The organism is Ruegeria sp. BF10 (assembly GCF_056538725.1).
Genome location: NZ_JBQFTR010000003.1, coordinates 90144 through 114792, shown reverse-complemented (window position 1 = coordinate 114792; position 24649 = coordinate 90144). Strand labels below are relative to the sequence as shown.

General features: G+C 59.0%; 30 protein-coding genes. 11 read left to right on the top strand and 19 right to left on the bottom strand.

What is annotated here, in order from left to right:
• Positions 1 to 7: 7 nt before the first annotated feature.
• Positions 8 to 484: a class I SAM-dependent methyltransferase gene (locus ACR0DJ_RS13620; RefSeq protein ID WP_480685301.1), complete on the top strand. Its 477-nt coding sequence runs from the start codon at positions 8 to 10 to the stop codon at positions 482 to 484.
• Here ACR0DJ_RS13620 and ACR0DJ_RS13615 read toward each other — a convergent pair whose 3' ends face one another.
• A complete protein-coding gene (locus ACR0DJ_RS13615; protein WP_480685300.1) occupies positions 485 to 1627 on the bottom strand; it encodes an alpha-D-ribose 1-methylphosphonate 5-triphosphate diphosphatase in 1143 nt (380 codons plus the stop codon). It abuts the gene before it with no gap.
• A 52-nt stretch (positions 1628 to 1679) separates the two neighbouring features.
• Here ACR0DJ_RS13615 and ACR0DJ_RS13610 point away from each other — a divergent pair, with 52 nt between their 5' ends.
• Entirely contained in the window at positions 1680 to 2363 is a 684-nt protein-coding gene (locus ACR0DJ_RS13610) for a DUF1045 domain-containing protein (protein ID WP_480685299.1), read from the top strand.
• Here the strand turns inward: ACR0DJ_RS13610 and phnN are convergent.
• The 8 genes from phnN to phnG are packed head-to-tail and all read right to left on the bottom strand — an operon-like array spanning position 2345 to position 7937.
• Complete coding sequence (gene phnN, locus ACR0DJ_RS13605; RefSeq protein WP_425079855.1) at positions 2345 to 2893, bottom strand: phosphonate metabolism protein/1,5-bisphosphokinase (PRPP-forming) PhnN; 549 nt, start codon at positions 2891 to 2893, stop codon at positions 2345 to 2347. The genes ACR0DJ_RS13610 and phnN overlap by 19 nt on opposite strands.
• Complete coding sequence (gene phnL, locus ACR0DJ_RS13600; RefSeq protein WP_170344873.1) at positions 2890 to 3573, bottom strand: phosphonate C-P lyase system protein PhnL; 684 nt, start codon at positions 3571 to 3573, stop codon at positions 2890 to 2892. Before phnL ends, phnN begins: the two co-directional genes overlap by 4 nt.
• Positions 3574 to 3595: 22 nt before the next feature.
• A complete protein-coding gene (phnK, locus tag ACR0DJ_RS13595) occupies positions 3596 to 4366 on the bottom strand; it encodes a phosphonate C-P lyase system protein PhnK (RefSeq protein WP_480685296.1) in 771 nt (256 codons plus the stop codon).
• A complete protein-coding gene (locus ACR0DJ_RS13590; protein WP_425079858.1) occupies positions 4363 to 5223 on the bottom strand; it encodes an alpha-D-ribose 1-methylphosphonate 5-phosphate C-P-lyase PhnJ in 861 nt (286 codons plus the stop codon). The genes phnK and ACR0DJ_RS13590 overlap by 4 nt, the downstream gene beginning before the upstream one ends.
• Complete coding sequence (locus ACR0DJ_RS13585; protein WP_425079859.1) at positions 5220 to 5816, bottom strand: HAD family hydrolase; 597 nt, start codon at positions 5814 to 5816, stop codon at positions 5220 to 5222. The genes ACR0DJ_RS13590 and ACR0DJ_RS13585 overlap by 4 nt, the downstream gene beginning before the upstream one ends.
• Positions 5813 to 6901: a carbon-phosphorus lyase complex subunit gene (locus ACR0DJ_RS13580; RefSeq protein WP_425079860.1), complete on the bottom strand. Its 1089-nt coding sequence runs from the start codon at positions 6899 to 6901 to the stop codon at positions 5813 to 5815. The genes ACR0DJ_RS13585 and ACR0DJ_RS13580 overlap by 4 nt, the downstream gene beginning before the upstream one ends.
• A gap of 3 nt (positions 6902 to 6904) precedes the next feature.
• Positions 6905 to 7480, bottom strand: coding sequence for a phosphonate C-P lyase system protein PhnH (gene phnH, locus ACR0DJ_RS13575; protein ID WP_425079861.1), 576 nt, complete (start codon positions 7478 to 7480; stop codon positions 6905 to 6907).
• Positions 7473 to 7937, bottom strand: coding sequence for a phosphonate C-P lyase system protein PhnG (phnG, locus tag ACR0DJ_RS13570; protein WP_425079862.1), 465 nt, complete (start codon positions 7935 to 7937; stop codon positions 7473 to 7475). The genes phnH and phnG overlap by 8 nt, the downstream gene beginning before the upstream one ends.
• A gap of 103 nt (positions 7938 to 8040) precedes the next feature.
• Between phnG and phnF the strand changes: the two genes are divergently transcribed.
• The gene (phnF, locus tag ACR0DJ_RS13565; RefSeq protein ID WP_480685295.1) at positions 8041 to 8751 is read left to right on the top strand and encodes a phosphonate metabolism transcriptional regulator PhnF; all 711 of its coding nucleotides are present in this window, start codon (positions 8041 to 8043) and stop codon (positions 8749 to 8751) included.
• Between the two features lie 169 nt (positions 8752 to 8920).
• A complete protein-coding gene (gene rpe / locus ACR0DJ_RS13560) occupies positions 8921 to 9610 on the top strand; it encodes a ribulose-phosphate 3-epimerase (protein WP_480685294.1) in 690 nt (229 codons plus the stop codon).
• A 280-nt stretch (positions 9611 to 9890) separates the two neighbouring features.
• Here rpe and ACR0DJ_RS13555 read toward each other — a convergent pair whose 3' ends face one another.
• The 4 genes from ACR0DJ_RS13555 to ACR0DJ_RS13540 all read right to left on the bottom strand — a co-directional run bounded on the left by ACR0DJ_RS13555 (position 9891) and on the right by ACR0DJ_RS13540 (position 15257).
• The gene (locus ACR0DJ_RS13555) at positions 9891 to 10790 is read right to left on the bottom strand and encodes a hypothetical protein (RefSeq protein WP_257600142.1); all 900 of its coding nucleotides are present in this window, start codon (positions 10788 to 10790) and stop codon (positions 9891 to 9893) included.
• Between the two features lie 140 nt (positions 10791 to 10930).
• On the bottom strand, positions 10931 to 12106 hold the full coding sequence (tuf, locus tag ACR0DJ_RS13550) for an elongation factor Tu (protein WP_152457114.1): 1176 nt from the start codon (positions 12104 to 12106) through the stop codon (positions 10931 to 10933).
• 115 nt (positions 12107 to 12221) lie between these two features.
• A complete protein-coding gene (locus tag ACR0DJ_RS13545) occupies positions 12222 to 12812 on the bottom strand; it encodes a hypothetical protein (RefSeq protein WP_170344863.1) in 591 nt (196 codons plus the stop codon).
• A gap of 96 nt (positions 12813 to 12908) precedes the next feature.
• Positions 12909 to 15257 (bottom strand): DNA topoisomerase IV subunit A, encoded by a 2349-nt coding sequence (locus tag ACR0DJ_RS13540; RefSeq protein ID WP_257600140.1) that lies wholly within the window; start codon positions 15255 to 15257, stop codon positions 12909 to 12911.
• Between the two features lie 203 nt (positions 15258 to 15460).
• Between ACR0DJ_RS13540 and ACR0DJ_RS13535 the strand changes: the two genes are divergently transcribed.
• From ACR0DJ_RS13535 to ACR0DJ_RS13510, 6 genes are all read left to right on the top strand, one after another.
• Positions 15461 to 16090 carry an SH3 domain-containing protein gene (locus ACR0DJ_RS13535; RefSeq protein ID WP_480685292.1) on the top strand — a complete coding sequence of 210 codons (630 nt, stop codon included), beginning with the start codon at positions 15461 to 15463 and terminating at the stop codon, positions 16088 to 16090.
• A gap of 69 nt (positions 16091 to 16159) precedes the next feature.
• Positions 16160 to 16987 (top strand): SDR family NAD(P)-dependent oxidoreductase, encoded by an 828-nt coding sequence (locus tag ACR0DJ_RS13530; RefSeq protein WP_170344861.1) that lies wholly within the window; start codon positions 16160 to 16162, stop codon positions 16985 to 16987.
• Between the two features lie 77 nt (positions 16988 to 17064).
• Positions 17065 to 17268 (top strand): twin transmembrane helix small protein, encoded by a 204-nt coding sequence (locus ACR0DJ_RS13525; RefSeq protein ID WP_171727088.1) that lies wholly within the window; start codon positions 17065 to 17067, stop codon positions 17266 to 17268.
• Positions 17269 to 17841 (top strand): cob(I)yrinic acid a,c-diamide adenosyltransferase, encoded by a 573-nt coding sequence (locus ACR0DJ_RS13520; RefSeq protein ID WP_170344859.1) that lies wholly within the window; start codon positions 17269 to 17271, stop codon positions 17839 to 17841.
• A gap of 192 nt (positions 17842 to 18033) precedes the next feature.
• Positions 18034 to 18792: an electron transfer flavoprotein subunit beta/FixA family protein gene (locus ACR0DJ_RS13515; RefSeq protein ID WP_170344858.1), complete on the top strand. Its 759-nt coding sequence runs from the start codon at positions 18034 to 18036 to the stop codon at positions 18790 to 18792.
• The gene (locus tag ACR0DJ_RS13510; protein WP_170344857.1) at positions 18792 to 19721 is read left to right on the top strand and encodes an electron transfer flavoprotein subunit alpha/FixB family protein; all 930 of its coding nucleotides are present in this window, start codon (positions 18792 to 18794) and stop codon (positions 19719 to 19721) included. Before ACR0DJ_RS13515 ends, ACR0DJ_RS13510 begins: the two co-directional genes overlap by 1 nt.
• Positions 19722 to 19771: 50 nt before the next feature.
• Here ACR0DJ_RS13510 and ACR0DJ_RS13505 read toward each other — a convergent pair whose 3' ends face one another.
• On the bottom strand, positions 19772 to 20575 hold the full coding sequence (locus ACR0DJ_RS13505) for a DUF6473 family protein (protein ID WP_425080157.1): 804 nt from the start codon (positions 20573 to 20575) through the stop codon (positions 19772 to 19774).
• A gap of 163 nt (positions 20576 to 20738) precedes the next feature.
• Here ACR0DJ_RS13505 and ACR0DJ_RS13500 point away from each other — a divergent pair, with 163 nt between their 5' ends.
• Entirely contained in the window at positions 20739 to 21614 is an 876-nt protein-coding gene (locus tag ACR0DJ_RS13500; protein ID WP_257600137.1) for a 3-hydroxybutyryl-CoA dehydrogenase, read from the top strand.
• 74 nt (positions 21615 to 21688) lie between these two features.
• Here the strand turns inward: ACR0DJ_RS13500 and ACR0DJ_RS13495 are convergent, their stop codons facing one another.
• From ACR0DJ_RS13495 to ACR0DJ_RS13475, 5 genes are read right to left on the bottom strand one after another with little or no spacing between them, the layout of a single operon-like run.
• Positions 21689 to 22588, bottom strand: a complete 900-nt coding sequence (locus ACR0DJ_RS13495) for a lysophospholipid acyltransferase family protein (RefSeq protein WP_170344855.1) — start codon at positions 22586 to 22588, stop codon at positions 21689 to 21691.
• A 39-nt stretch (positions 22589 to 22627) separates the two neighbouring features.
• Positions 22628 to 22897, bottom strand: coding sequence for an HPr family phosphocarrier protein (locus tag ACR0DJ_RS13490; RefSeq protein WP_152457104.1), 270 nt, complete (start codon positions 22895 to 22897; stop codon positions 22628 to 22630).
• 16 nt (positions 22898 to 22913) lie between these two features.
• The gene (locus ACR0DJ_RS13485) at positions 22914 to 23306 is read right to left on the bottom strand and encodes a PTS sugar transporter subunit IIA (protein ID WP_152457103.1); all 393 of its coding nucleotides are present in this window, start codon (positions 23304 to 23306) and stop codon (positions 22914 to 22916) included.
• Positions 23303 to 24184: an RNase adapter RapZ gene (rapZ, locus tag ACR0DJ_RS13480; RefSeq protein WP_170344854.1), complete on the bottom strand. Its 882-nt coding sequence runs from the start codon at positions 24182 to 24184 to the stop codon at positions 23303 to 23305. The genes ACR0DJ_RS13485 and rapZ overlap by 4 nt, the downstream gene beginning before the upstream one ends.
• Positions 24181 to 24636 carry an HPr kinase/phosphorylase gene (locus ACR0DJ_RS13475; RefSeq protein WP_480685291.1) on the bottom strand — a complete coding sequence of 152 codons (456 nt, stop codon included), beginning with the start codon at positions 24634 to 24636 and terminating at the stop codon, positions 24181 to 24183. The genes rapZ and ACR0DJ_RS13475 overlap by 4 nt, the downstream gene beginning before the upstream one ends.
• Between the last annotated feature and the right edge of the window lie 13 nt (positions 24637 to 24649).

Here is a 24649-nt window from a genome sequence, read left to right as displayed (position 1 = left end):
CATCACCATGAGCCGATTGGATTCCATGCTGCGCCGACTGACGGCCCAACGTGACGGACTGAACTGGGCAGCCGAGCGGATCAGCGGTCAGCCGGGCGATGTGCTGGACATGGGGTTGGGCAATGGCCGCACCTATGATCACCTGCGTGAAATCCTGCCAGAACGCCGGATCTGGGTGATGGACCGGGTCCTGCAATGCCATCCGGACAGCACCCCCCCGGCCGAGGATTTCCTGATGGGTGAAGCCGAACCAATGCTGCACAGACTGGCAGCCGGCGGGCATCGGATCGCGCTGGCGCATTACGATTTCGGACGCGGCATCAAGCACGAGGACGTTGCCGAAGCAGAGCGGCTCAGCCCGCTGATCGCGAAAGTCATGCAGCCCGGAGGGTTGTTGATTTCAGGTCAGCCCCTGGTCGGCTTTGCCCAGATCCAGGGGCCCAGGACAATCGCCCCGGACCGTTACCTGTTCTACGCGGCCTGATTACGCCACGCGTCGACCGCGCACCCAGACCGAACTCGGGACGGGTACACCCGCGCGTATCCGGAAGCGGATGACATCAGCGCGGGCGCCGGCGCGCAATTCACCCCGTTCCTCCAACCCTGCCGCCCGAGCCGGAGCCAGCGTTACCGTCTTCATCCCGCGTGCCATGTCGCCCCAGATTTCGCCCAGCCTAACCGCCGACAGCAACAAGGCCGACGGCACATAATCCGAAGACAGGATGTCCAGATACCCAAGCTGGGCCAGCTCACAGGCCGCAACATTGCCAGAATGCGATCCCCCACGGATTATGTTCGGCGCACCCATCATGATCTGAATGTCGTTTTCGTGGCAGGCGCGTGCCGCCTCGACGGTCGTGGGGAACTCGGCCAGACGGATGCCGTGACCTGCGGACACTTTCACCTGATCTTCCGTCGTGTCGTCATGGCTGGCCAATACTGCTCCGAAACGGCAGGCCGCCTTGACAGCTTCGACCTCGTGCAGATCGCCATTGCGATCTCGAAGCCCTTTCAGTTGCGCCACGTGCTGAAAGTACATGTCATCGTCCATGGCATATTTGGCTTTCAGATAGGTCTCCAGCTTGCCCACATCGCGAAACTGACGCTGTCCGGGTGTGTGATCCATTATGGACACAAGCCCAACCCTGTCTTCCTGTCCAAATTCGTTCAGCTCTTCAACCAGAGTTTCCGAACACACCTCGGCCCGCAAGTGCAGAAAGTGGCTGATCCTGAGCGCGTCCTGTTCGCGCAGGTCCCACAACTCCTGCGACAGGCCACGGGCGTACTTCCCGTACCGCCGCGCGCCCGACGGGATCGATCCAACCCGCATGGCATCGAACACTGTCGTGATACCGGTGCTGGCCAATTCCGCATCATGCGCAAGAATGGCGGCGGCATGGGGCCAGTTCACCTGTGGACGCGGTTGAATGTGACGTTCAAGGTTGTCCGTGTGCAACTCGACAAGGCCGGGGCTGACATAGTCGCCCTCGCAGTCTATCGCACCCGCGGGAACCCCGTTTCCGGTGTCGATTTCAGCGATGGTCCCACCCACGATCCGGACACTGCCGGTTACGGTTTCATGCGGCAATACAAGCGTGGCATTGGCAAGGATCAAGTCTTCTGTCATCTGAACTTCACGCATGTTGAGACCGAGGCAGGCCACGCAAAAGGAGGCCGATATGACATTCACGCGATACGCGATCTATTTTGCGCCACCGGCGGGCGCGGAATGGGCGAAATTTGCAACCAGCTGGCTGGGTTGGGACATGGAGGCGGGAAAGCCGGTTGCCCATCCGATTGTCGAAGGCATCGACGTTGCCGCTGTCACGGAGGTGCCGCGCAAGTACGGGCTGCACGCGACGCTGAAGCCACCGTTCAGACTGCGCGACGGCAAAACGTTCGAAGCCCTGCAAGAGGCGTGCATATCGCTCGTCTCCCGCCAACCGACTGTGTCGCTGGGTGGCCTCGAGATCGCTCGGTTTGGCCGCTTTCTGGCCTTGCGCCCGCTGGGTGAGACGCGGGCGCTGAATGCGCTTGCCGCGGCCTGTGTTCGGGAACTGGACAGTTTTCGTGCGCCTACCTCCGAGGCCGAACTGGCCCGCCGCCGCGCCGCCGGGTTGACCCCAGAGCAAGACGCCAACCTGGTTCAGTGGGGCTATCCTTACGTACTGGACGCGTTCCGCTTTCACATCACGCTGAGCGGCAAGCTGGACAAACCAACCCTGAGAGCAACTCGAAACGCGCTGCAAACCCATCTGGCCCCATTGCTGCCGCAGCCCTTCCAGATCACGGATCTGGCCCTTGCGGGCGAGGCTGAGGACGGGCGGTTTCACCTGATCCATCGCTACGCGCTCTCCGGTTGAAGCTGCGAAAGGATTTCGGCAACCGTATCTTCCATCGCACCAGAGTTGTCGATTTCCAAGACCCGGTTCAAACCGTTGGGCAAAGACGTTTGGGCCCGGTCCAGACGCCGCGTCTGTTCCGCCTTGCTTTCCCGCCCTCTTAAGGACAGGCGTTCGGACAGAACCTCGGGCTTTGCCGTCAGGGAAATCACGATCAGATCACCAAACACTTCCTGCGCCTGAAGCAACACCGTTCGTGACAGGTTGACCAGAACGGCCTCGGCCACCTGCCGCTGCCGCGTGATCGTCTTCGGTACGCCGTAACAAAGCCCATGCGCACGCCAACTCAGCGCAAACGCACCATCCCGTTCCATCCGCTGAAATGTTTGGACCGAGACCCGGTCGAAATCTTCGCCGTCTTCGCCTTCGGGGCGGGTAATCACCCTCCGCAGCTGCTGAACACCCGACGCCCGGGCCACCAACGCGTTCATTATACTGTCCTTTCCGACACCCGAAGGGCCGACGACCGCTATGACCGGAGCAAGCGTCATGCAGCCTTCCCCGGCGTGAAGTCCGAGACATCGACCTCGCGGTCACAGACCCGTTCGCGTGCGTCGAGATCATGAAAAATCCCGACAATCGTCACGCCCTTGTTCTTGGCCTCTTCGATCAGGGACAAAACGGTTTCCCGGTTCTGTGCATCCAGGCTTGCCGTCGGTTCATCCAACAGCATTGCCGGATATTCGGGCGCAAAGCCCCGCGCGATGTTCACTCTTTGCTTTTCGCCGCCCGAGAAGGTCGTTGGGCTGAGGGTCCACAGGCGTTCGGGAATATTCAGCCGCTTCAGCAACCCGGCTGCCCTGTCCATTGCCACTTGTCTGTCACAGCCCACGGCCAGCAGCGGCTCGGCCACAACGTCCAGCGTCGGCACCCGGGGCACGACCCGCAGGAACTGGCTGACATAGCCCAGAGTGTCACGACGCAGCAACAGGATCTGTCGCGGTTCAGCCCGGGCCACGTCCAACCCGGCAACCAGCACCTGACCAGAGGCCGCCAGATAGTTGCCGTAGATCACCCGCATCAGCGTGGATTTGCCTGCGCCCGACGGCCCGGTCAGGGCGACGCACTCACCCGGCTCCGCTTTCAGAGACGCGCCTTTCACCACCGGGATCGTGGCGCCGCCCTGATTGTGCAGGGTGAAGCTTTTGCTGACATCAACAAGTTCAATCATCGCTTCATCTTTCCCCAAAGCCTCAAACCTGCAAAACGCTGGACACCAGCAACTGCGTATAGGCATGTTGCGGGTCGTCCAGTACCTGATCCGTCAGCCCGGCCTCGACCACGCGACCGCTTTTCATCACCATCAACCGGTCCGCCAGCAGACGCACCACGGCAAGATCATGGGTGACGATGATCGCGCTCAACCTCATTTCACGCACGAGTCCACGCAACAAATCCAGTAAACGCGCCTGTACCGACACATCCAGACCACCGGTCGGTTCGTCCATGAACACCAGCCGAGGACCTGTCACCAGATTGCGCGCGATCTGCAAACGCTGCTGCATCCCCCCCGAAAACGCGCAGGGGCGGTCATCGACGCGGCTCTCGTCAATTTCGACCCGGGCCAGCCAGTCAATGGCCTTGCCCCGAATGCTGCCATAGTGGCGACCGCCGACGGCCATCAGCCGCTCGCCAATGTTGCCTCCTGCGCTGACAGACATCCGCAATCCGTTGCGCGCGTGTTGATGGACAAAGGCCCAGTCGGTGCGGCTCAGCATCCGGCGCTCTGGCTCGGACATTGTGACCGTATCGACCGGGCCGTCTGCACGGGTATCAAAAACCACCTGCCCGGCGTCAGGCTTCAGAAGACCGGCCATACAGTTGAGCAAGGTCGACTTGCCGGACCCACTTTCACCAACGATTCCCATCACTTCTCCGGGGAAGAGATCAAAATTCACATCCGCGCATCCGATCCGGCGGCCATAGCGTTTTTCAACGCCCTTGACTTGCAACAAAGGAGTCATTGCGCGTTCTTTCCGGCCAATCGGCCTGCATGCCCCGCCTCACGGAGTGACCGGCAGTAATCCGCGTCGGAACAGACAAACATCCGGTTGCCCGCGTCATCCAAGATGACCTCATCCAGATAGCTGTCTTCGGCCCCGCACAGGTCGCAGGGATGATCGGCCTTGGTGGCCTCGAACGGATAGTCCTCGAAATCGAGGCTCACGACCCTGGTATGCGGTGGCACCGCATAAATGCGCTGCTCGCGCCCGGCGCCAAACAGCTGGATCGCGTCCATCTCAAGCTTTGGATTGTCGAATTTCGGAATTGGGGACGGGTCCATCACATAGCGCCCCGACACCTTCACCGGATAGGCATAAGCGGTCGAAATCGCCCCGTGCTGGCTGATATCCTCGTACAGTTTCACGTGCATCAGCCCGTATTCCTCAAGACTGTGCATCTTGCGCGTCTCGGTCTCTCGCGGTTCAAGAAAGCGCAGAGGTTCCGGAATCGGCACCTGATAAACGATGATCTGGTCTTCGCGCAACTTCGCCTCGGGGATGCGGTGGCGGGTCTGAATGATTGTGGCCTTTTCCGTCTTTTCCGTGGTGGCGACCCCTGCGGTGTTTTCAAAGAACTTGCGGATGGATACGGCGTTGGTCGTGTCGTCTGCGCCCTGATCGATCACCTTGAACGTATCCTCGGGCGTCAATACCGCGGCTGAAACCTGTACGCCCCCGGTACCCCAGCCATAGGGCATCGGCATCTCGCGACTGGCAAACGGCACCTGGTACCCCGGGATGGCCAAGCCTTTGAGGATCGCCCGCCGGATCATCCGCTTGGTTTGTTCGTCCAGATAGGCGAAATTGTATGCGCTCATAAGCAGCCTCTTTCTGCAAGAGCACGTTCCAGCGCGTGCGGCGCGGAGAAGTGGATCCCATCCATGCCCACAGCACGCGCGCCTTCGACATTGTGCAGCCCGTCATCGATGAAAATGCAGTTCTCAGGTAAAAGCCCGGCCCGCTTGCACAGCAGATGGAAAATCTCTGGCTGAGGCTTCAAAAGCTTTTCCTGCCCCGACACGACGGTGACACCAAACACTTCGCCCAATTCAGGATGTGCCCCCACCCCGACAGGCCAGGTTTCCGCTGACCAATTGGTGATCGCGTGAACCGGAGTGCCCTTTTCTTTCAACCGATAGAGCACCTGCCAGGTCCCCTCGATCTTTTGCGGAACGGTTCTGGCATAACGTTCAACGTAAACACTGAGGCGCTGCCGATCTTCCGCATTATCCAGTTCAGCGGCCAGATCGGCGAACATCTCTCCTCCATCGGCCCTCAGGTTGCGTTCGGGGAAATTGATGCGCGTCAGGAATTCTGCCACCGCCTCGCGGCTGCCCATCTCCTCCAGCCATGCCAGATGCGGATCCCACTGGACCAGCACGTTTCCGATATCAAAAACGACGGCTTTCATTCCACGGCCTCCTCTGACATGCGCTCTTGGGCCTTTCGGCGCAGTTTGCGGAGCAGTTCCAGCTCGGACTGGAAATCGACGTAATGCGGCAGTTTGATATGTTCGAGAAAGCCGGTAGCCTGAATGTTGTCCGCATGACTCAGGACAAATTCTTCATCCTGCGCGGGCGCGCCCACGTTGTCTTCACCCAACTCTTCCCACCGCAAGGCCCGATCGACCAGTGCCATCGCGATGGATTTTCGTTCAGACTGGCCAAAGACCAGCCCATAGCCGCGCGTGAACTGCGGCGGTTCCGTTTTCGAACCGGTGAACTGGTTCACCGTTTCACATTCGGTCAGCTCGACCTCGCCGATATCGATGGCAAAGCCCAGCTCGGGGATGTCCAGCTCAACCACGACCTTGCCGATACGCAATTCTCCGACAAAGGCGTGGTTGCGGGCGTAACCGCGCTGGGTCGAATAAGCCATGCCCAGCACAAAACCCTCGTCCCCACGGGTCAACGACTGAAGGCGCACCGGGCGGGTGGACGGGAACTCCATCGGTTCACGGGTCAGATCGCCCGGAACGTCATCGCGGGCCGGTTCATCCTGAATGATACCCTCATCCTTCAGGAATGCGGTAATATGTGGCGTCGGTTCCAGCCGCACGGGGCCTTCAGGCGCCTTTGGAATTTCGCCCTCGGCCGCCAGCTTGAAATCCAGCAGTCGGTGGGTGTAGTCGAAGGTTGGCCCCAGAACCTGACCACCGGGAACATCTTTGAACGTGGCCGAGACCCGGCGATCACAGACCATGTCGCCGGTTTTGACGGGATTGGAACAGCCGAAACGAGGCAGGGTCGTGCGGTAAGCGCGGACGAGGAAAACCGCTTCGATCAGATCGCCGCGTGCCTGTTTGATCGCCAGCGCAGCAAGGTCGGGATCGTACAGCGACCCCTCGGCCATGACCCGGTTCACCGCAAGGCTCAACTGTTCACGGATCTGCGCAAGGCTCAGTTCCGCGACATCTGTTGCACCGCGGCGTTCTTCGGCAAGCCACGCATGGGCATTCTCGATGGCTTTTTCGCCTCCTTTGACAGCGACATACATGGCTTACCCCCTGGACCTGATTTGCGTGCTACGCGGCAGAGCCGCGACCGCCTCACCGCAGGTAAAGAAAAAATCACACCCCAAAGGGTAAAGCAGCGCATTGTTCTGAAGAGCCTGAACATCCGGCAGAGAAAGCCGCGCCGTGTCCCGGATGCCGGGGCCGCTCAGAACCGCACCATTCTGCTCCAGCCGCCTGCATTCCACAACAAGCGTCGCGGACCGGTCCGGGTATTCCGGCGTCCCGATACGATAGGTTTTGAGCGGCGCCAATGCATCCCACGTGCCAAGGGCAAAATCAGCCTCTTCCGCCGCCACTATCGGTGCACCCGTGTGAAAGGTCAGCCATTCGCGCACCGAACCGGTATCGGCTTCACCCGCCAGGTGAACATTTGTCTCGGCGTCGCAAAGCGTCAGAAGCAGCGTGCCAGCCGCGACGGACAAGGGCGCAGGTGGTTCACAGCCAGCCAGCGCGCGGATTTCACCCGGACGCGCCATGACGGTCATGGCCGCGCGGAATGCATGTGCCGCGTCGATAGCTGCGTCTTGAAAGCCCCCCAAGAACCGCATTTGATCAGGCATCAGTCTTCCCCCGAACCAGCGTGAAAAACTCGACCTTGGTGGCCGCTGCCTTTGCGGCGCGCGCTGTCTTGATCGACTGCATTTGCAGCCTCAGCGGATCAAGCAGCCGTGTCTGCAAATCATCAGCGGCGGCCGTCTGCATCATCGCATCAATCAGTGCCGCGGCTTCTGCCTTGGATTTCGACCTGCCCTGAACATATCCGTGACCGACCGTACCATCCTGCAACACGACCGAGCAGCGCGTAACGGTCATTTCACCCAGGTTGAACAAAGCGCCGGTTCCTCCGATGCGGCCACGCACCATGACACCACCCACTTCGGGCCTGCGCAGCCATTCGAAACTCGGGCAATCCTGAATGCCGTCCCACAGCGTCATCAGGGCGACGTCCGGCGCGCGCGCCAGCAGACCCATCCAATCCTTCCGCGCCTTGATCCCGATTTCCGCCTGATTTGCCATCAAAGCCTCTTGGACAGGTTGTCTAGTTGAACTATACAACTAGACAAATACTAACTGACAGGTTGTCAAAACGCAATCTGCGACCGTTTGAAGGTTTGGTGAAATGAGCAAAACGCCGATCTGGAAAAGTATTGCCCTGCGCCTGACGTCGGACATCGCCGAGGGACGATATCAAACCGGAGATCGCCTACCGACCGAAGCCCAGCTGGCCGCCACCTATGGCGTCAACCGCCACACTGTGCGGCGCGCTTTGGCTGACATGTCTGATCAGGGTCTGGTACACGCTCGGCGCGGTGCGGGCGTTTTTGTTGCGGCACGGCCAACGGATTATCCGATCGGCAAAAGGGTGCGCTATCACAAGAACATCTCGGCCAGCGGCAAGATGCCGGGCAAGAAAATCCTGGCTTTGACCACGCGCGTCGCCGATGAAGCCGAAGCCAAAGCCCTGGGCCTGAACAAGGGCGATCCAGTGCACGTCTATGACGGATTGTCCCTGGCGGACGGGCAACCCATAGCCTTGTTTCAGAGCGTTTTCCCCGCGGAACGGTTTCCGGATATCTTGCAGACTTTGACCGAAACCCAGTCGGTGACCAAAGCGCTGCACGCCTGCGGCGTCAGGGATTACGTCCGCGTGTCGACTCGCCTGACCGCGCGCGGGGCGACCGCCACGCAGGCTCTGCAACTTCGATTGTCTGAAGGTGCTCCTGTTCTCTTCTCGATCGGCGTCAATGCCGACCCGGATGGACGACCAGTCGAGTACGGCCGTACAGTTTTCGCGGGTGAGCGTGTAACGCTGACCCTGAGCGAGACATAAGCCAACAAGGCTTCTCAGCCGCTTCCGACCGCCGGTCCCTGGTCTCAGCCCATTGGGTCAGATGCCACGCGCTGAGAGTTTTGTGCCGGCACAGCGTTTGCGGGGGCTATCCATCCCATCGGCTCACAGGTATACGCATCCGCGACTCTTCAGCTGATACGAGGCCACCATGAGCTTTGACCGCACCATCAAGATCGCGCCGTCTATCCTGTCCGCCGATTTCGCCAATTTCGGGCAGGAAATTCAGGCCATCGAAGCACAGGGCGCAGACTGGGTTCATGTGGACGTGATGGACGGCCATTTCGTTCCAAACCTGACCTTTGGCCCTCCAGCCGTGAAAGCCTTTCGCCCGCATGTCAAAACCGTCATGGATGTGCATCTGATGATCACGCCGGTCGATCCCTACATCCAGGCCTATGCCGATGCCGGAGCGGACATTCTGACCGCACATGTCGAAGCTGGCCCCCACACCCATCGCACCTTGCAGGCCATTCGCGGTGCCGGAATGAAAGCCGGCGTTGCCCTGAACCCCGGCACCCCCGCCGAAGCGGTCGAACATCTGCTGGACCTCACGGATCTGGTTTGCGTGATGACCGTGAACCCCGGCTTTGGGGGCCAGAAATTCATCGACATGACCGGCAAGGTCAAAAAACTGCGTCAGATGATCGGTGATCGTCCGGTGCATATCGAGATTGACGGTGGCGTCGACCCGAATACCGCCCCGCTGGTGGCCGCGGCGGGTGCGGATGTGCTGGTGGCCGGTTCCGCGGTGTTCAAGGGCGGATCGGTAGACACGCCTGATGTCTACGGTGAAAACATCCGTGCCGTTCGGGCGGCGGCTGAATCAGCACTGTCCTGATTTGCAATCACCAGCGGCTGTCGGCAAGACCGTCAGCCGCCGGTTTGGATCACAGCCCTTGCCAAATAGGGGCTTCAATCCGCGCGGACCGCGCCCACATGAGACGCTCTGCCCGTTTCCTTGACGTTGCGGTAAGAGGGGGACAGGCGCGCATCGCCATCCCACGTCGCGCCCAAAAAGCGGATATCACCCCGCCTTGGTGTTCTTGTTTGAGAACGCGCGCGTGTTGGTGGGGTTGGTAGAGTTTGGTAAGGGGGAAGTTGGAAGCAATCAGAGCCAATCAATCAGTATCTTCCAAGATGAATTTCGTACAGGATTCATCACTGGGTATTTTGGACCAACCTTCAGATGTAAGTTCGAACATTTCAACTCGACTAAGTGTGTAGACAATTGCAGGAAATACCAATGGACGGCCTTTTACGATTACTTGCGTGCCATATCTATACTCAAGTGCTTCTAGCTCATCTCTAAAATATGACTGGTCTGGGTCGAAAATAGTCGCAAGCACCTGAACTCCTATCCTCTCGCCTTCCTGAAAATTAGCGTAGTCACTTCCCGAAAAGGGGATGTGGTACTTAACAGGCGTGGCAACGTCCGAATGTAGCGTTACCCAAGTGGTCTTTTCCTTTTCTAAGTCGAGGCCTAGGAGCGCGCTGCCTTCACCGTCATTATTTGTAATGTCTTGGGCTGTTTGGTATTCCGCGAAAGTTTCCCAATGCGCTCCGGTCCAGAAGTCTCTATTAAAGCAACGCACAAAATCGAATGTGAAATAGTTTGCTGCAGCTAAACGATTAATTCCATTGTTTCTGACCTTCCACTCAAACTCAAAATGTTCAAACTCACCTGAATACCGCCCTTCGACAAATTCAGGTGATACATCTGGTGAAAATCTTTCGAGTAAAAAGCGCTTTATTCCAAAGTCATCCATCTTGTCCTTAGACGAAATTGACCTTTCTTGGTTATAAACTGACTGAGTTAGCACAATCGTTTGCTTGTTTAAGATTATTAGTTGCCATCCCAGAAAACCCAATCCCAACAATGAGATCAAAACACCCAAGCCAACAAGCCGCAATTCATACTTCTTGTATCGCAGTTCTAACGCCTCAGTCAGTTCTCCTTTAGCATTTTGAAGTGGCAACTTGGGCCCACTTTCTTCAATATCAGTCTCGCCTTCCTCCACCCAATCTACTCCTTGTCGCAGACTACTTTAACAAATGCCGATGCAGTTTATTGCCGTTCAACAGTCGAAGCAATAAATCACAGCAACAAAAAGGGCGCCCCGCGGGACGCCCTTTCCGTCTGATCATTCGCTTGCGCGAATTATTCAATAATTTTCGACACGACGCCTGCGCCGACGGTGCGGCCGCCTTCGCGGATGGCGAAGCGCAGACCGTTTTCCATGGCGATCGGGGCGATCAGTTCGACGCCGAACGACACGTTGTCGCCGGGCATGACCATCTCGGTGCCTTCGGCCAGGGTCACGGTGCCGGTCACGTCAGTCGTACGGAAGTAGAACTGCGGACGGTAGTTCGCGAAGAACGGAGTGTGACGGCCGCCCTCTTCCTTGGTCAGGATATAGGCTTCGGCTTCGAACTTGGTGTGCGGAGTCACCGAACCCGGCTTGCACAGAACCTGGCCACGCTCAACGCCGTCACGGTCAACACCACGCAGCAGCGCGCCGATGTTGTCGCCCGCTTCGCCGCGGTCCAGCAGCTTGCGGAACATTTCAACGCCGGTGCAGGTGGTCTTGGTGGTGTCGCGGATGCCGACGATTTCGATCTCGTCGCCAACGTTGATCACGCCACGCTCGACACGGCCCGTAACAACGGTACCACGGCCCGAGATCGAGAATACGTCTTCGATCGGCATCAGGAACGGCTGGTCAACAGCGCGCTCGGGCGTGTCGATATATTCATCAACAGCCGCCATCAGTTCGCGGATCTTGTTCTCGCCGATTTCCGGGTTGTTGCCTTCCATCGCCGCCAGAGCCGAACCTGCGATGATCGGAATATCGTCGCCGGGGTAGTCGTAGCTGGACAGCAGTTCGCGAACTTCCATCTCAACCAGTTCCAGCAGCTCTTCGTCGTCAACCTGGTCAACTTTGTTCAGGAACACGACCATCTTCGGGATGCCAACCTGGCGGCCCAGCAGGATGTGCTCGCGCGTTTGCGGCATCGGGCCGTCTGCGGCGTTCACAACCAGGATCGCGCCGTCCATCTGCGCCGCACCGGTGATCATGTTCTTGACGTAGTCGGCGTGGCCGGGGCAGTCGACATGCGCATAGTGGCGGTTGTCGGTCTCGTATTCCACGTGGGCGGTCGAGATGGTGATGCCGCGCGCTTTCTCTTCCGGCGCACCGTCAATCTGGTCATACGCTTTGAAGTCACCGAAATACTTGGTGATTGCTGCGGTCAGCGTGGTCTTGCCGTGGTCAACGTGGCCAATCGTGCCGATGTTGACGTGCGGTTTTGTACGCTCAAACTTTTCCTTTGCCATTCCTCAGGCGCCCTTTTGCGATTTGGGGGACCCTTGGTCCCGTGGTTACATCTGCGCGCGCGAGATATTTGGTTCAAAGGGGAAAATCAAGCACATCCTGAGGGAAATGCGCCGATCACGTTGGATTTTGCGTAACCTCGACAGATTCCAACGGCTGGATCAGGTCCGGCCTTTTGTCAAACCAGCCATTTTCTTCATGTTCTTCAGCCAGCCATTCCTCGACACGGTCGGCTATTTTGAGGGCCAGGCCGCTCATCTGTTCTTCTTTAGTGCGCTCGTGCCCTGACCCTTTAAATGCACTTCCGCCGGTGGTGTCTTCCAGCACCTGGAATTGCTTCCCCTTGGCCAGAAACTCTTTCTTCTTCACGTCATAGACGTTGACCAGCACAATCGCAGTGCTTCTGGGATTGTAAATCACAGGGATCCCCGGCGGAGCCAGCATGTAGCCCTCCAGACTAATGCCGACGTCATATTCCTGCGAGCCGTCGTAACGCCCCAAGCGAATATCAACCGCGTTCTGGATCGCTTTTGTCCATTCTTCAGGTGTGGCGTCCCGCGATACAGGTCCCTGAACGGCCTTGTCCGCAAAGGCATAATTCACACGAAGCTTGAATTCTCCGAGGGATTCAGGCGGCTCATACACCTGTGTCTGTGTGCAAGCGGCCATCAGGGCCAGTCCGGTGATCAGCGTCAGAATGCGCAACATGTCTCGTCTCGATAGGCCTGTTTTTTATTGATCTAGCGCACCGATACGGGTTGTGCCAAGCCGTATCGGCGGAAATTCACCCGCGCTGCTGCGCGATCACGAAAACTTATAGTCACGCGGGAAGCCATAGGGCGGTTTTTTCCCGACGCTGGCCCGTTTTGCCAGCCATTGCGTCATATCCGCCTCATGTCGGGTCTTGTCGCCGCCCATGGACCATTTCAGGCCCTCTTCCCAGTTGAAGGTCGTTACATCCGACAAACCGCCATCCAGCTCGAGCGTTCCCTGCCGGCCACGCGCCATATTGTACTTTTGCAAACGCACGCCTTTTCCGCGCGTCATCTCGGGCAGTTCCTGGGTTGGGAAAACCAGGAACTTTCCGTTTTGCGACACCACGGCGACGTGGTCTCCGTCAACCGGCTTGCAGATCATCGCGGTTTCGTCACCCTTGACGTTCAGCACCTGTTTGCCGTTGCGCGTCTGCGCCAGCACGTCATCTTCGGGCACAACAAAGCCGTTGCCCGCGTCCGAAGCCACCAAAAGCTTGCGCCCCGGCTTGTGGATCAGAATGTCGATGATCTGCGCCTCGTTGGGCAGATCCACCATCAGGCGCAAAGGCTCGCCCATGCCGCGCCCACCCGGCAGGTTGGCTGCGCTGACAGTATAGAATCGGCCATTCGAGGCAAAGACCAGCAACCGGTCGGTCGTTTCCGCGTGGAAGATGAAACGCGGGCCGTCGCCGTCCTTGAACTTCAACTCGCGCTTCAGGTCGATATGGCCTGTCATGGCGCGAATCCAGCCCATCTGAGAGCAGACGACCGTGATCGGTTCCTTGTCGATCATCGCCTCAAGCGGAACTTCCTCGATCTGCCCGGCCTCGGCGAACTGCGTTCGACGCGCACCGCCTTCGTAGTCTTTGCCAAAGGTCTTCTTCGTCTCTTTCAACTGCTCGGCAATCCTGGCCCATTGCAGGGCGGGATCGGCCAGCAGATCTTCGAGTTCGGCGCGTTCTTCCATCAGCGCGTCGCGTTCGCGAACCAGTTCCATCTCTTCCAGACGGCGCAAGCTGCGCAGGCGCATGTTGAGGATGGCGTCGACCTGAACTTCCGACAGTTCGCCCTCGCCCGGTTTGGGAGAGACATAGTCGGCCTCACTGGTCGCCCGGACATGATCGATGCCCCAGTCCTCGCGCATCAGCGCGGCCTTGGGGTCGTCGTCATAGCGGATGATGTCGATCACACGGTCGAGGTTCAGGAAGGCGACGATGAAGCCTTCGAGCACTTCCAGCCGGTGGTCGATCTTGGCCATGCGATGACGCGAGCGGCGCAGCAGCACCTCTTGCCGGTGATCGAGGAAGGCGCGCAGCACCTCTTTCATCGAGCAGACCTTGGGCGTCACCCCGTCGATCAGCACGTTCATGTTCAGGCTGAACCGCACCTCGAGGTCCGAGTTGCGATAGAGCATGCCCATCAGCACCTCGGGGTCCACGTTCTTGGAGCGCGGTTCGAGGATCAGACGGATGTCATCGGCGGATTCGTCGCGCACATCCGCGAGGATCGGGATTTTCTTGCTCTGGATCAGTTCCGCGATCTTTTCGATCAGCTTGGACTTCTGAACCTGATAGGGAATCTCGGTAACGACGATCTGCCACTGACCGCGGCCCAGATCCTCGACCTCGAACTTGCAGCGCAGCCGGAACGAGCCGCGCCCGGTACGATAGGCCTGGGCGATGTTCTCGGGCGGTTCGACGATCACGCCACCGGTCGGAAAATCCGGTCCGGGGACGTAGTTCAGCAGCGTGTCGTCGCGCGCATCCGGCGTCTTGATCAGGTGCAGGCAGGCGTCGCAAAGCTCCGAGATGTTGTGCGGCGGGATGTTGGTCGCCATGCCGACGGCGATACCGCTGGCGCCGTTGGCCAGCAGGTTCGGAAACTGCGCAGGCAACACCACCGGTTCGGTCAGCGTGCCATCATAGTTGTCGCGGAAATCCACGGCGTCTTCGTTCAGACCCTCAAGCAGCGCCTCGGCCACGATGGTCATCCGCGCCTCGGTATAGCGCGAGGCCGCCGGGTTGTCGCCGTCGATATTGCCGAAGTTCCCCTGCCCGTCTACCAGCGGGTAACGCACGTTGAAGTCCTGCGCCAGACGCGCCATTGCATCGTAAATCGCGGCGTCGCCATGCGGATGGTAATTGCCCATCACGTCGCCGGAAATCTTGGCGGACTTGCGAAAACCTCCGGTTGCACTGAGTCGCAGCTCTCTCATCGCATAGAGGATTCGCCGGTGCACCGGCTTCAATCCGTCCCGCGCATCCGGCAGGGCACGATGCATGATGGTGGACAGCGCATAGGTCAAATAACGCTCACCTATCGCGCGGCGCAGCGGTTCTGCCACCTCACCCCCGTGGTCGGGGGCCTCCATGTTGGGGTCGTCGATCGTATCGTTCATATATGATGTGATACGACGCAAGGACGCCTTGGTAAAGCAAGCAACGCGTATTTTACTGGGGACAAGTCGGGCTTTTTGCAACAGGGGGAGGCAAGTCGGTGTTTTCCCCGAATTTTCGACTCTGCCCTTCTATTATGCTACCATTCCAACAATTGAATGATTGCTGCCTGTTTTGTTGTTACGATTGAATTGGGGGATGCGCCATGACGCGCCTTGTACTTGTTACCTTCGCCGCACTCGGCTGGACTTTTTACGTGTTGAGCGGAGGCCCCGACTTTGAGCCGCGCGGGGTCCGCAGCGCAGAGCCCGAGCGTGTTGCCAATGCCCCGAGACCTTCAAAGCCAGCTATCGAACCCGCGCCCGCGGAAACGTTGGTCGCGCGTGCTGCGGTGAAGCCCTCGGTGCCGGTCGCACCGGTCACTGAACCCGTCGCCGAGCTGGATGAAGCAGAAACCAAAGCGCTGTTGTCGCAAGTTGCGGCTGGCCTGAAGGCAAACCCCTCATTGTTCGCTGACGAAAACGTCACTCTGACCCTTGCGTCGCTGGAACAGGGTCTGGCCTCTCTCGAGCAGGTCACCACCGACGCCGAGCTGCCAACGGTTGAACTGCCCGCGCCTGTCGAGGCCGCCAAGGATATCCGCGAAATATCGGGAACCCGCGTGAACCTGCGCGATGGGCCGGGGACGATCTATCCGATCATCGGCAAGGCCAGGATCGGTCAGCAGGTTGAAGTCTTTGGGGATTCAGGTACCGGCTGGTTGCGCCTGCGCGTGTTGCCGGGGCAACAGGTTGGGTGGATTTCGGCATCACTCGTCCGGAAAACAACGAACTGACATCGAAGTGTCATTGCCCTGCCGCAAACCCCGCCATAGCTATGGGCGGGGATCAGGCTCGGAAGGCATATGCAGAAATCGATTCTTATCACGGGATGCTCGTCAGGCATCGGTCTGGACGCGGCACACGGCATGCGTGCACGAGGCTGGCGTGTTTTTGCATCCTGCCGCCAGCAACGCGACTGTGATCGCCTACGCGCACAAGGCTTTGAAAGCCCCAGAATCGACTACACCGACACAGACAGCATCACGTCGGGTTTGTCTTATGTTCTTGAGGCTACAGGCGGCTCGCTGGATGCCCTGTTCAACAATGGCGCACATGGCCTGCCCGGCGCGGTAGAGGATGTTCCGACGGATGGCCTGCGCCATATATTTGAGACCAATGTCTTTGGCTGGCACGAGCTGACCCGACAGGTCATTCCCGTCATGCGGGAACAGGGTCATGGCCGGATCGTGCAGTGTTCCTCGGTTCTGGGTCTTGTCGCCTTCCCGTGGCGCGGCGCATATGTCGCCACGAAATACGCGATCGAAGGGCTGACCGACACGCTGCGGCTGGAGCTTCGGGATACCGACATCCACGTCTCCCTGATCGAGCCCGGCCCCATCACCTCGAAACTCCGGGAAAAGGCGATCCCCATGTTCGAGAAATACATCGACTGGGAAAACTCGGCCATTCGGGAAAAGTATGAAGGATCACTGCTGAAGCGTCTTTACGAAAGCAGTGGGCCAGACCGGTTTGAACTGCCCGCCTCTGCCGTCACGGACAAGCTGGCCCATGCGGTCGAGGCCCGACGCCCCAGACCACGTTACTATGTGACCACTCCGACATACATCGCCGGAATCCTGCGCCGGATTCTGCCTACAAACGCCACTGATCGAATCCTTTCGGATATCTGAGACGATATTTCCCGTTCGCTTTTCGACCTCCGGACGCTAGATGGGTGGTAATCGAAAAAACCGGACGGTGACTTCAAATGGACCTTGTAATGGTCATTCTTCTTCTGGCCATGGCGGCAGTTGTCGTCGTGCTGGCCTTGGGCATCGCGAATTTCGGCAAAGGCGGCATGGAGGCGGCGAAGAGAAGCAACAAGATGATGCGCCTGCGCATTCTCTTTCAGTTCATCGCCGTGTTGCTGATCGTGCTTTTCGTGTATCTGCGCGGACAGGGAGTTCAATAAATGGTCGTACTCAACAAAATCTACACGCGCACCGGCGATGACGGGAAAACCGCCCTGGGCAACGGAGAGCGCGTGGCAAAATATTCGGGCCGCGTCGCAGCCTATGGCACAGTGGACGAGCTGAACGCTTTTGTCGGCGTGGCACGAACCGAGGCCGAAGGTGATGTCGAAATCGCGCTGTCGCGCATTCAGAATGACCTGTTCGATCTGGGGGCCGACCTCTGCCGACCCGACATGGAAAAAGATGCCGAGGCCGACTATCCCCCCCTGCGCATCGTGTCCGCCCAGATCGACCGGCTGGAAGCCGAGATCGACGCAATGAACGAGGCGCTGGAACCTCTGCGCAGCTTCATCCTGCCCGGTGGCTCGCGTCTGGCTGCACATCTGCATGTGTGCCGCACCGTTTCGCGCCGGGCCGAACGGCTTGCGGTCGAACTGACGAATATGGAACCCGTCAACGACGTGGCGGTCAAATACCTGAACCGCCTCAGCGACTGGTTCTTCGTTGCTGCGCGCTGCGCAAACGCAAACGGCAAAGACGACGTGTTGTGGGTTCCCGGCGCGAACCGGTGATCGCGAAATACAGAGGTCGTGGGTAATATTCTTTCGCCTATCTGCAAAAAAATTGCAAAACGCGACGTCCCGACGCCATGACGTGACGATTTTGCTCTGTTGTGCCACTGCGGCAGGCGCTATCTAGTCGGTCGAGAGCATTGGTGGAGTCGCCTGCGCGGCTTACCGTTTTTTTGAGGAGAAAGCGCTACAATGAAGGTACTGGTGCCTGTCAAACGCGTGATTGACTACAATGTGAAGGTCCGCGTGAAAGCGGACGGTAGCGGTGTTGATCTCGCCAATGTCAAAATGTCGATGAACCCGTTCGACGAGATTGCGGTGGAAGAGGCGATCCGCCTGAAAGAAGCCGGCAAGGCCGACGAGGTCGTTGCGGTTTCGATCGGCGTGAAGCAGGCGCAGGAAACCCTGCGCACCGCGCTGGCCATGGGTGCGGACCGCGCCATTCTTGTGGTCGCGGCGGATGACGTCCACCAGGACATCGAGCCTCTGGCCGTTGCCAAGATCCTGGCCAAGGTGGTCGAGGAAGAGCAGCCGGGCATCGTGCTGTGCGGCAAGCAGGCGATCGACAACGACATGAACGCCACCGGCCAGATGCTGTCGGCGCTGCTGGGCTGGTCCCAGGGCACCTTCGCATCCGATCTGGACATCGAAGGCGACACCGCCAAGGTCACCCGCGAGGTCGATGGCGGGTTGCAGACCATCAGCGTCAAGATGCCCGCCATCATCACCGTTGACCTGCGCCTGAACGAGCCGCGCTATGCCTCGCTGCCCAACATCATGAAGGCGAAGAAAAAGCCGCTGGACGAAAAAACTGCCGCCGACTACGGCGTCGACGTCACCCCGCGTCTGGAAATCGTCAAGACCGAAGAGCCGCCGGCGCGCGCGGCTGGCATCATCGTGGGCTCGGTGGACGAGCTGGTCGAGAAACTCAAAGAAGCGGGGGCTGTGTAATGGCTGTACTTCTGCTTGCCGAAGTGAACAACGGCGAACTGGCGATGGATGCGACCGCAAAGGCCGTGACCGCCGCGAAAGTGCTGGGCGACGTGACCGTTCTGGCCGCGGGTGGCTCGGCCGCTGCTGCCGGTGAGGCTGCGGCCAAGATAGACGGCGTGTCGAAGGTTCTGGTCGCCGAAGACCCGTCGCTGGGCCACCGCCTGGCGGAATCGACCGCGGCCCTGATCGTGGGCCTGGCCGATGGCTACGAGCATATCGTGGCGCCGGCCACCACCGACGCTAAGAACGTGATGCCTCGCGTTGCAGCCCTGCTGGACGTGATGGTGATCTCGGATGCCTCCGGCGTTGTTGACGGCTCGACCTTCGAGCGCCCGATCTACGCGGGCAACGCGATCCAGACCGTCAAGTCGAACGACGCCAAGAAGGTCGTCACCATCCGGACCGCCAGCTTTGACGCGGCCGGCGAAGGCGGTTCGGCCACGGTCGAGACCGTGTCAGTCGGCGAAAACCCCGGCCTGTCGGAATGGGTCGAAGACAAGGTGGCCGAAAGCGACCGTCCCGAGCTGACCTCGGCCGGCGTCGTTGTTTCGGGCGGCCGTGGTGTCGGCTCGGAAGAAGACTTCAAACTGATCGAAACCCTGGCCGACAAGCTGGGCGCTGCGGTGGGTGCGTCGCGCGCGGCCGTTGACTCGGGCTATGCGCCGAACGACTGGCAGGTGGGTCAGACCGGCAAGGTTGTTGCCCCGGATCTGTATGTTGCCGTCGGCATCTCGGGCGCGATTCAGCACCTGGCCGGCATGAAGGACTCGAAGGTCATCGTGGCGATCAACAAGGACGAAGAGGCGCCGATCTTCCAGGTCGCCGATTTCGGCCTGGTCGCAGACCTGTTCCAGGCGGTGCCGGAACTGACCGAAAAGCTCGGCTGAACCGGATATCCGGATTGATCTGCAAAGGCCCGCCAACAGGCGGGCCTTTTTCAGTTCAGGTTCCGCAAAGCGATCAGCAGATGCTCGGCAATTTCTCGATGCGCGGACGGGCCGATCATATGTTCCGCAATCGGCTGCTGAAGCGTTCCGAACATGACATCTTCGAGAGCATCCGATCGAGCGGATACAGCTACCGAAACCTCTACGACATCGGCGCAGAGCGGGCGCAGTTGTTCGATCATGGCGGCGTCGGGCACGATATGGTCAACATGCGATCCGGTTTGCCGCTGCACATGCAGCCAAAGCAGGACAACGCCGGGTTCGATCCGTTCTATCAATTCCCCGGTGGCGCGTATCCAGACCTCTCGCAGTTCCTGCGCTACGACTTCGAAACGTGCGTCTTCTGTTGCGCTCAGCTGCTCCAACAGATGGCGCACAAAATGGATTTCCGTGAAGTCAACATCCGGGTACAGCCCCAGCAAGTCCGCGGTGGGTTCAAGGAACCGATCGTTGCGACGCGGGTGCACGCGGTAAAACCGGTTCGATTGGCGCAGAAGATCGGGCACCTGCAACACGCATAGGTCTGACTGATTGACCAGATTCAGCACTCCCGGATCAGTGGACAACGCTTCGACTCCGCAAAACAGGCTGCCGAAGTTGACGCATGGCTTTCCCAATCGCTTCTCGAGCACGGCAGGAAACGGGCAATCGACGAATCTGCCGAAAGTTTCCTCTCCTCCCAGACAGGCCACATAGGGTTGGTCCAACGTGCCGGGTGGACCCCGGAACCAAAGTTTCGAATTGGCATACTGGCAGGCGGACTCCCTGCCGCTGTTTGTCTGATGAAAGCTCATATCAAGCCCCCCGTTTTCTCACCCGGTGCCATCTTGCGGCCATAGATATTGAGATTTTTCTAATGCGCGCATTTGAAGCAAAATTGATCGCCGCGATCCTCTTGCCGCCTGCCCCGGTCTGCCGATACTGTCGCGGTATCCTCCAGGGCAAAGGCAGCTGAACATGGAAGTCAAATCGGTCGGTGTGATTGGCGCGGGGCAAATGGGCAACGGCATTGCCCATGTTATGGCGTTGGCGGAATACGACGTCTTGCTGAACGATGTCAGCCAGGATGCTCTGGACAGCGCCATTGCCGCAATCGAAGGCAACATGGCGCGGCAGGCGTCACGTGGCAAAATCACCGACGAAGCGATGAAGGCCGCGCTGAAACGGATTACGACCACGCTTGAGCTGCCGAAACTGGGCCAAACCGATCTGGTTATCGAGGCGGCAACCGAGCGGGAAACGATCAAACAGGCGATTTTCGAGGACCTGCAACCGCACCTGCTGCCGCATACGATTCTGACGTCAAATACATCCTCGATTTCCATCACCCGGCTGGCAAGCCGCACGGATCGGCCCGAACGGTTCATGGGTTTTCATTTCATGAACCCTGTCCCTGTTATGCAGCTGGTGGAATTGATCCGCGGCATCGCCACGGATGAAGAAACCTTCAACGCCTGCAAAGCGGTGGTGGACCGGTTGGGCAAAACGGCCGCCAGCGCCGAGGACTTTCCCGCCTTTATCGTGAACCGGATCCTGATGCCCATGATCAACGAGGCGGTCTACACACTCTATGAAGGTGTGGGGAACGTACAATCCATCGACCAGTCAATGAAGCTTGGGGCGAATCATCCCATGGGCCCGCTTGAATTGGCGGACTTCATCGGGTTGGATACCTGTCTGGCGATCATGAACGTGCTGCATGACGGGTTGGCCGATACCAAATACCGTCCCTGCCCTCTGCTGACGAAATATGTCGAGGCCGGGTGGCTGGGGCGCAAGACCGAGCGTGGCTTTTATGACTACCGAGGCGAAGTTCCGGTACCGACACGCTGAAGGGGGCCAGCCCCCTCGCCCGGACTTTGTCCGGGCTCACCCCCGGGATATTTTGGGCCAGATGAAGACACGGATCAGGTCTGTTCCGACTTGCCCAGAGACATGGTGTGATTTCTGAGCCAGGCCATGAATCCGCGCGGGTCGCGCTCCAACAGCTCCATGTCGCGGTCCGAAATCGGTTCGCCGATCACCGGCGACTGGGGTTTGTTGCAGGATCGGACGATCTCGTGCAGCAACAATCCCTGCCGCAGAATTGCAGAGACGCGGTTGGCGATCTGATACCAGCGCGAATTGCTGCCCGGAAAGAAAATCGGCACCACGCGCGCGCCCGAACGGCGGATCATCTTGGCGGTGAACACGTTCCATTCCCGCTCGATCGCGGGCCCGAACCAATCATCCGAGGACATCACAACACCGGATGGAAACAGCGCCACAACGCCACCGTTCTTGAGATGCTCCATGGCTTTGCCGCGCATTTCCAGCATCTTGGCCTGCGCCTCGGGGTCATGTGGAAACGGAACCGGAATCATGAATGACGTGGCCGCTTCGTCCAGCCCTGTCAGGACCGAACGGGTCAGAATGCGGTAATCACTGCGCACCCGACCGATCAGTTCTGCCAAAATCATGCCATCGACCATACCGTGCGGGTGGTTGGCGACGACGACAACCGGGCCGGTCTTGGGGATGCGGTCAATCTGTTCCTGCGGTGTGGTCAGATCGATTCCCATAGTCTTGAGGGCACCCCCCCAGAACCGCTGGCCGCGATAGTATTCGTTCTTTTTTTCGAACTTGTTGACCATGCGCAAAATGGTCAGCTTGCCTGTGCACCACTCGATGGCCCGAATGGCAGTCGCAGTCCAGGCATCATCGAATGAATTCGCGTAGGTCAGCGTTCTACGGTCGTAGATCTCACCCTGATCTGCGGTTCCATCCACCACCGGGCTTGTCTTGGTCTCGTGCGTTGTTTCCGCCAATTCCTGGTCTTCCCGTTCTTCCTGTCCCGGCGGGGCGGCTTAGAACCCCTCTCCGAACTTGTCGTTCACAAGCGTTTCCAGAGCTTCTGCCAATGCCTCAGCATCCGGCCCGGACGTCTCGACGTCAATAGTTGTTCCGCGCGATGCTGCCAACATCAAAAGGCCCATGATACTGTCGCCTGATGCAGAAAGTCCGTCTTTTGACACCTCAGCATGCGCATCGAACCCCTCTACAACCTCAACCAGCTTTGCCGAGGCGCGTGCATGCAGGCCCTTTTCATTGATGATTTTCAGGCTTCGGCTCGTCATATTCAATAATCCGCTTTCAATCCAATGTCACATTCTGCGCATTGATGTACTTCCGTCCAGCCTCCATTGCCTGACGGACCGCATCACCAATGGGCAAGTGGCGGCTTTTGGCCAATTTGATCAGCATCGGCAGGTTTGCCCCGTACAGAATACGCCGGTCCTGAGGCGCGCAGGCACGCAGGCTGAGATTCGAGGGGCTGCCGCCAAAGAGGTCGGTGACGACAACGACACCATCGCCGGTGTCCACTTCGTCCGCGGCACGGCAGATTTCGGCCTGTTTTTCGTCCCGGTCATGGTCAGCCTCTATCGCGACCGCCACGAGGCTGGCCTGTGGTCCGACCACGTGTTGCGTGGCGGCCAGGTATTCCTGAGCCAACCCCCCATGTGCAACGATCACAATTCCGATCAATCCGACCTCACATTCAACGACCGACGTTCCATCTCGCGATGCCTAATTGCCACCTGCTGCCCGTCTTCCGCAAGAGCCTTTGCAACGGCTTCTGCCAGGGCAACTGATCTGTGCTGGCCCCCCGTGCACCCAAACGCCACGGAAAGATGCGCTTTGCCCTCGGCCCGAAAGGCCGGCAACAGCAGGGTCAGCAAGCCCAGCACACGTTCAAAAAACGGTAAGTAGTTTGCGTCTGACTGCACATAGTGCGCAACGTCAGGGTGTCGACCATCCGCTGCGCGAAATTCCGGGCGCCAGTACGGATTCGCCAGAAACCTGCAATCGAACACCATGTCCAATCCGCGCGGCAGGCCGCGTTTGTAAGAAAAGGATTCGATGGAAACCGCCAGATGCCGCCCGCCTTGCGGGGCGAACCAGTTCTCGACCTCTTCCCGCAGCTGATGCACGTTCAGAAGGCTGGTGTCGATCAGCGTATCCGCAATCTCTCGTATCGGCGCCAGCAGCTCTTTTTCGCGCTGAACGCCGGTTTCCGGGCTGGCATTCTTGGCGACGGGATGCCGCCTTCGGGTTTCTGAAAACCTGCGCACCAGAACATCATCCGTGCAATCCAGATACAGAACCGTCAGATCGACCTGCGCCAACCGGCCCAGCTTTTCAGCCAGTTCTATGAAACCGATCGTCGAGAAATCGCGATTGCGGGCATCTATACCCAAAGCCATCGGACGGTCGCTGTCCGCGCTGTCGAGCAAGCGCAGCAAAAGCCCCATCGGCAGGTTGTCGATGGCTTCAAAGCCCAGATCTTCCAGCACATGAATGGCCGTGGATCTTCCTGCCCCGGAGGGCCCGGTGACAAGTACGATCCGCCTTTGCGATGTCATGTGTTCGGCCATTCCGGGTTTACGCGCCCATTTCCTAGAAGCTGCATCATCGCTACAGCCAAGTTGGGCACGCCCGCACCCCGAAGCAAGGGAACAGTTTGCCTCAGCACGGAAACCGTCAAAGGGTCGGGCAGACGCTGAGGCTCTGGCTGATCCAGATCCACCACGTAATCCAGCGGGACAGGCCCCCCAGATTCGGCTTTGATCAAGCCAATCTGGCGCGCCTCGATCAAACCGCGTATCTGCGAAACTGCCGAGGCGATCACCCCGTTCTGCTGCATCTCCAAATTGACGCGGTCATCGGCTACCAGTTCCGCACCGAACGCCATCATTTGCAACGCCAGTCCGGACTTCCCTGTGCCGGACGCACCGATGATCAAAAGCCCGCGTCCGGCAACCGATACGCAGGAGGCATGAACACAGGCGCTGTCCTGATCTTTCGCGAGTGACAACGAATCAATATGC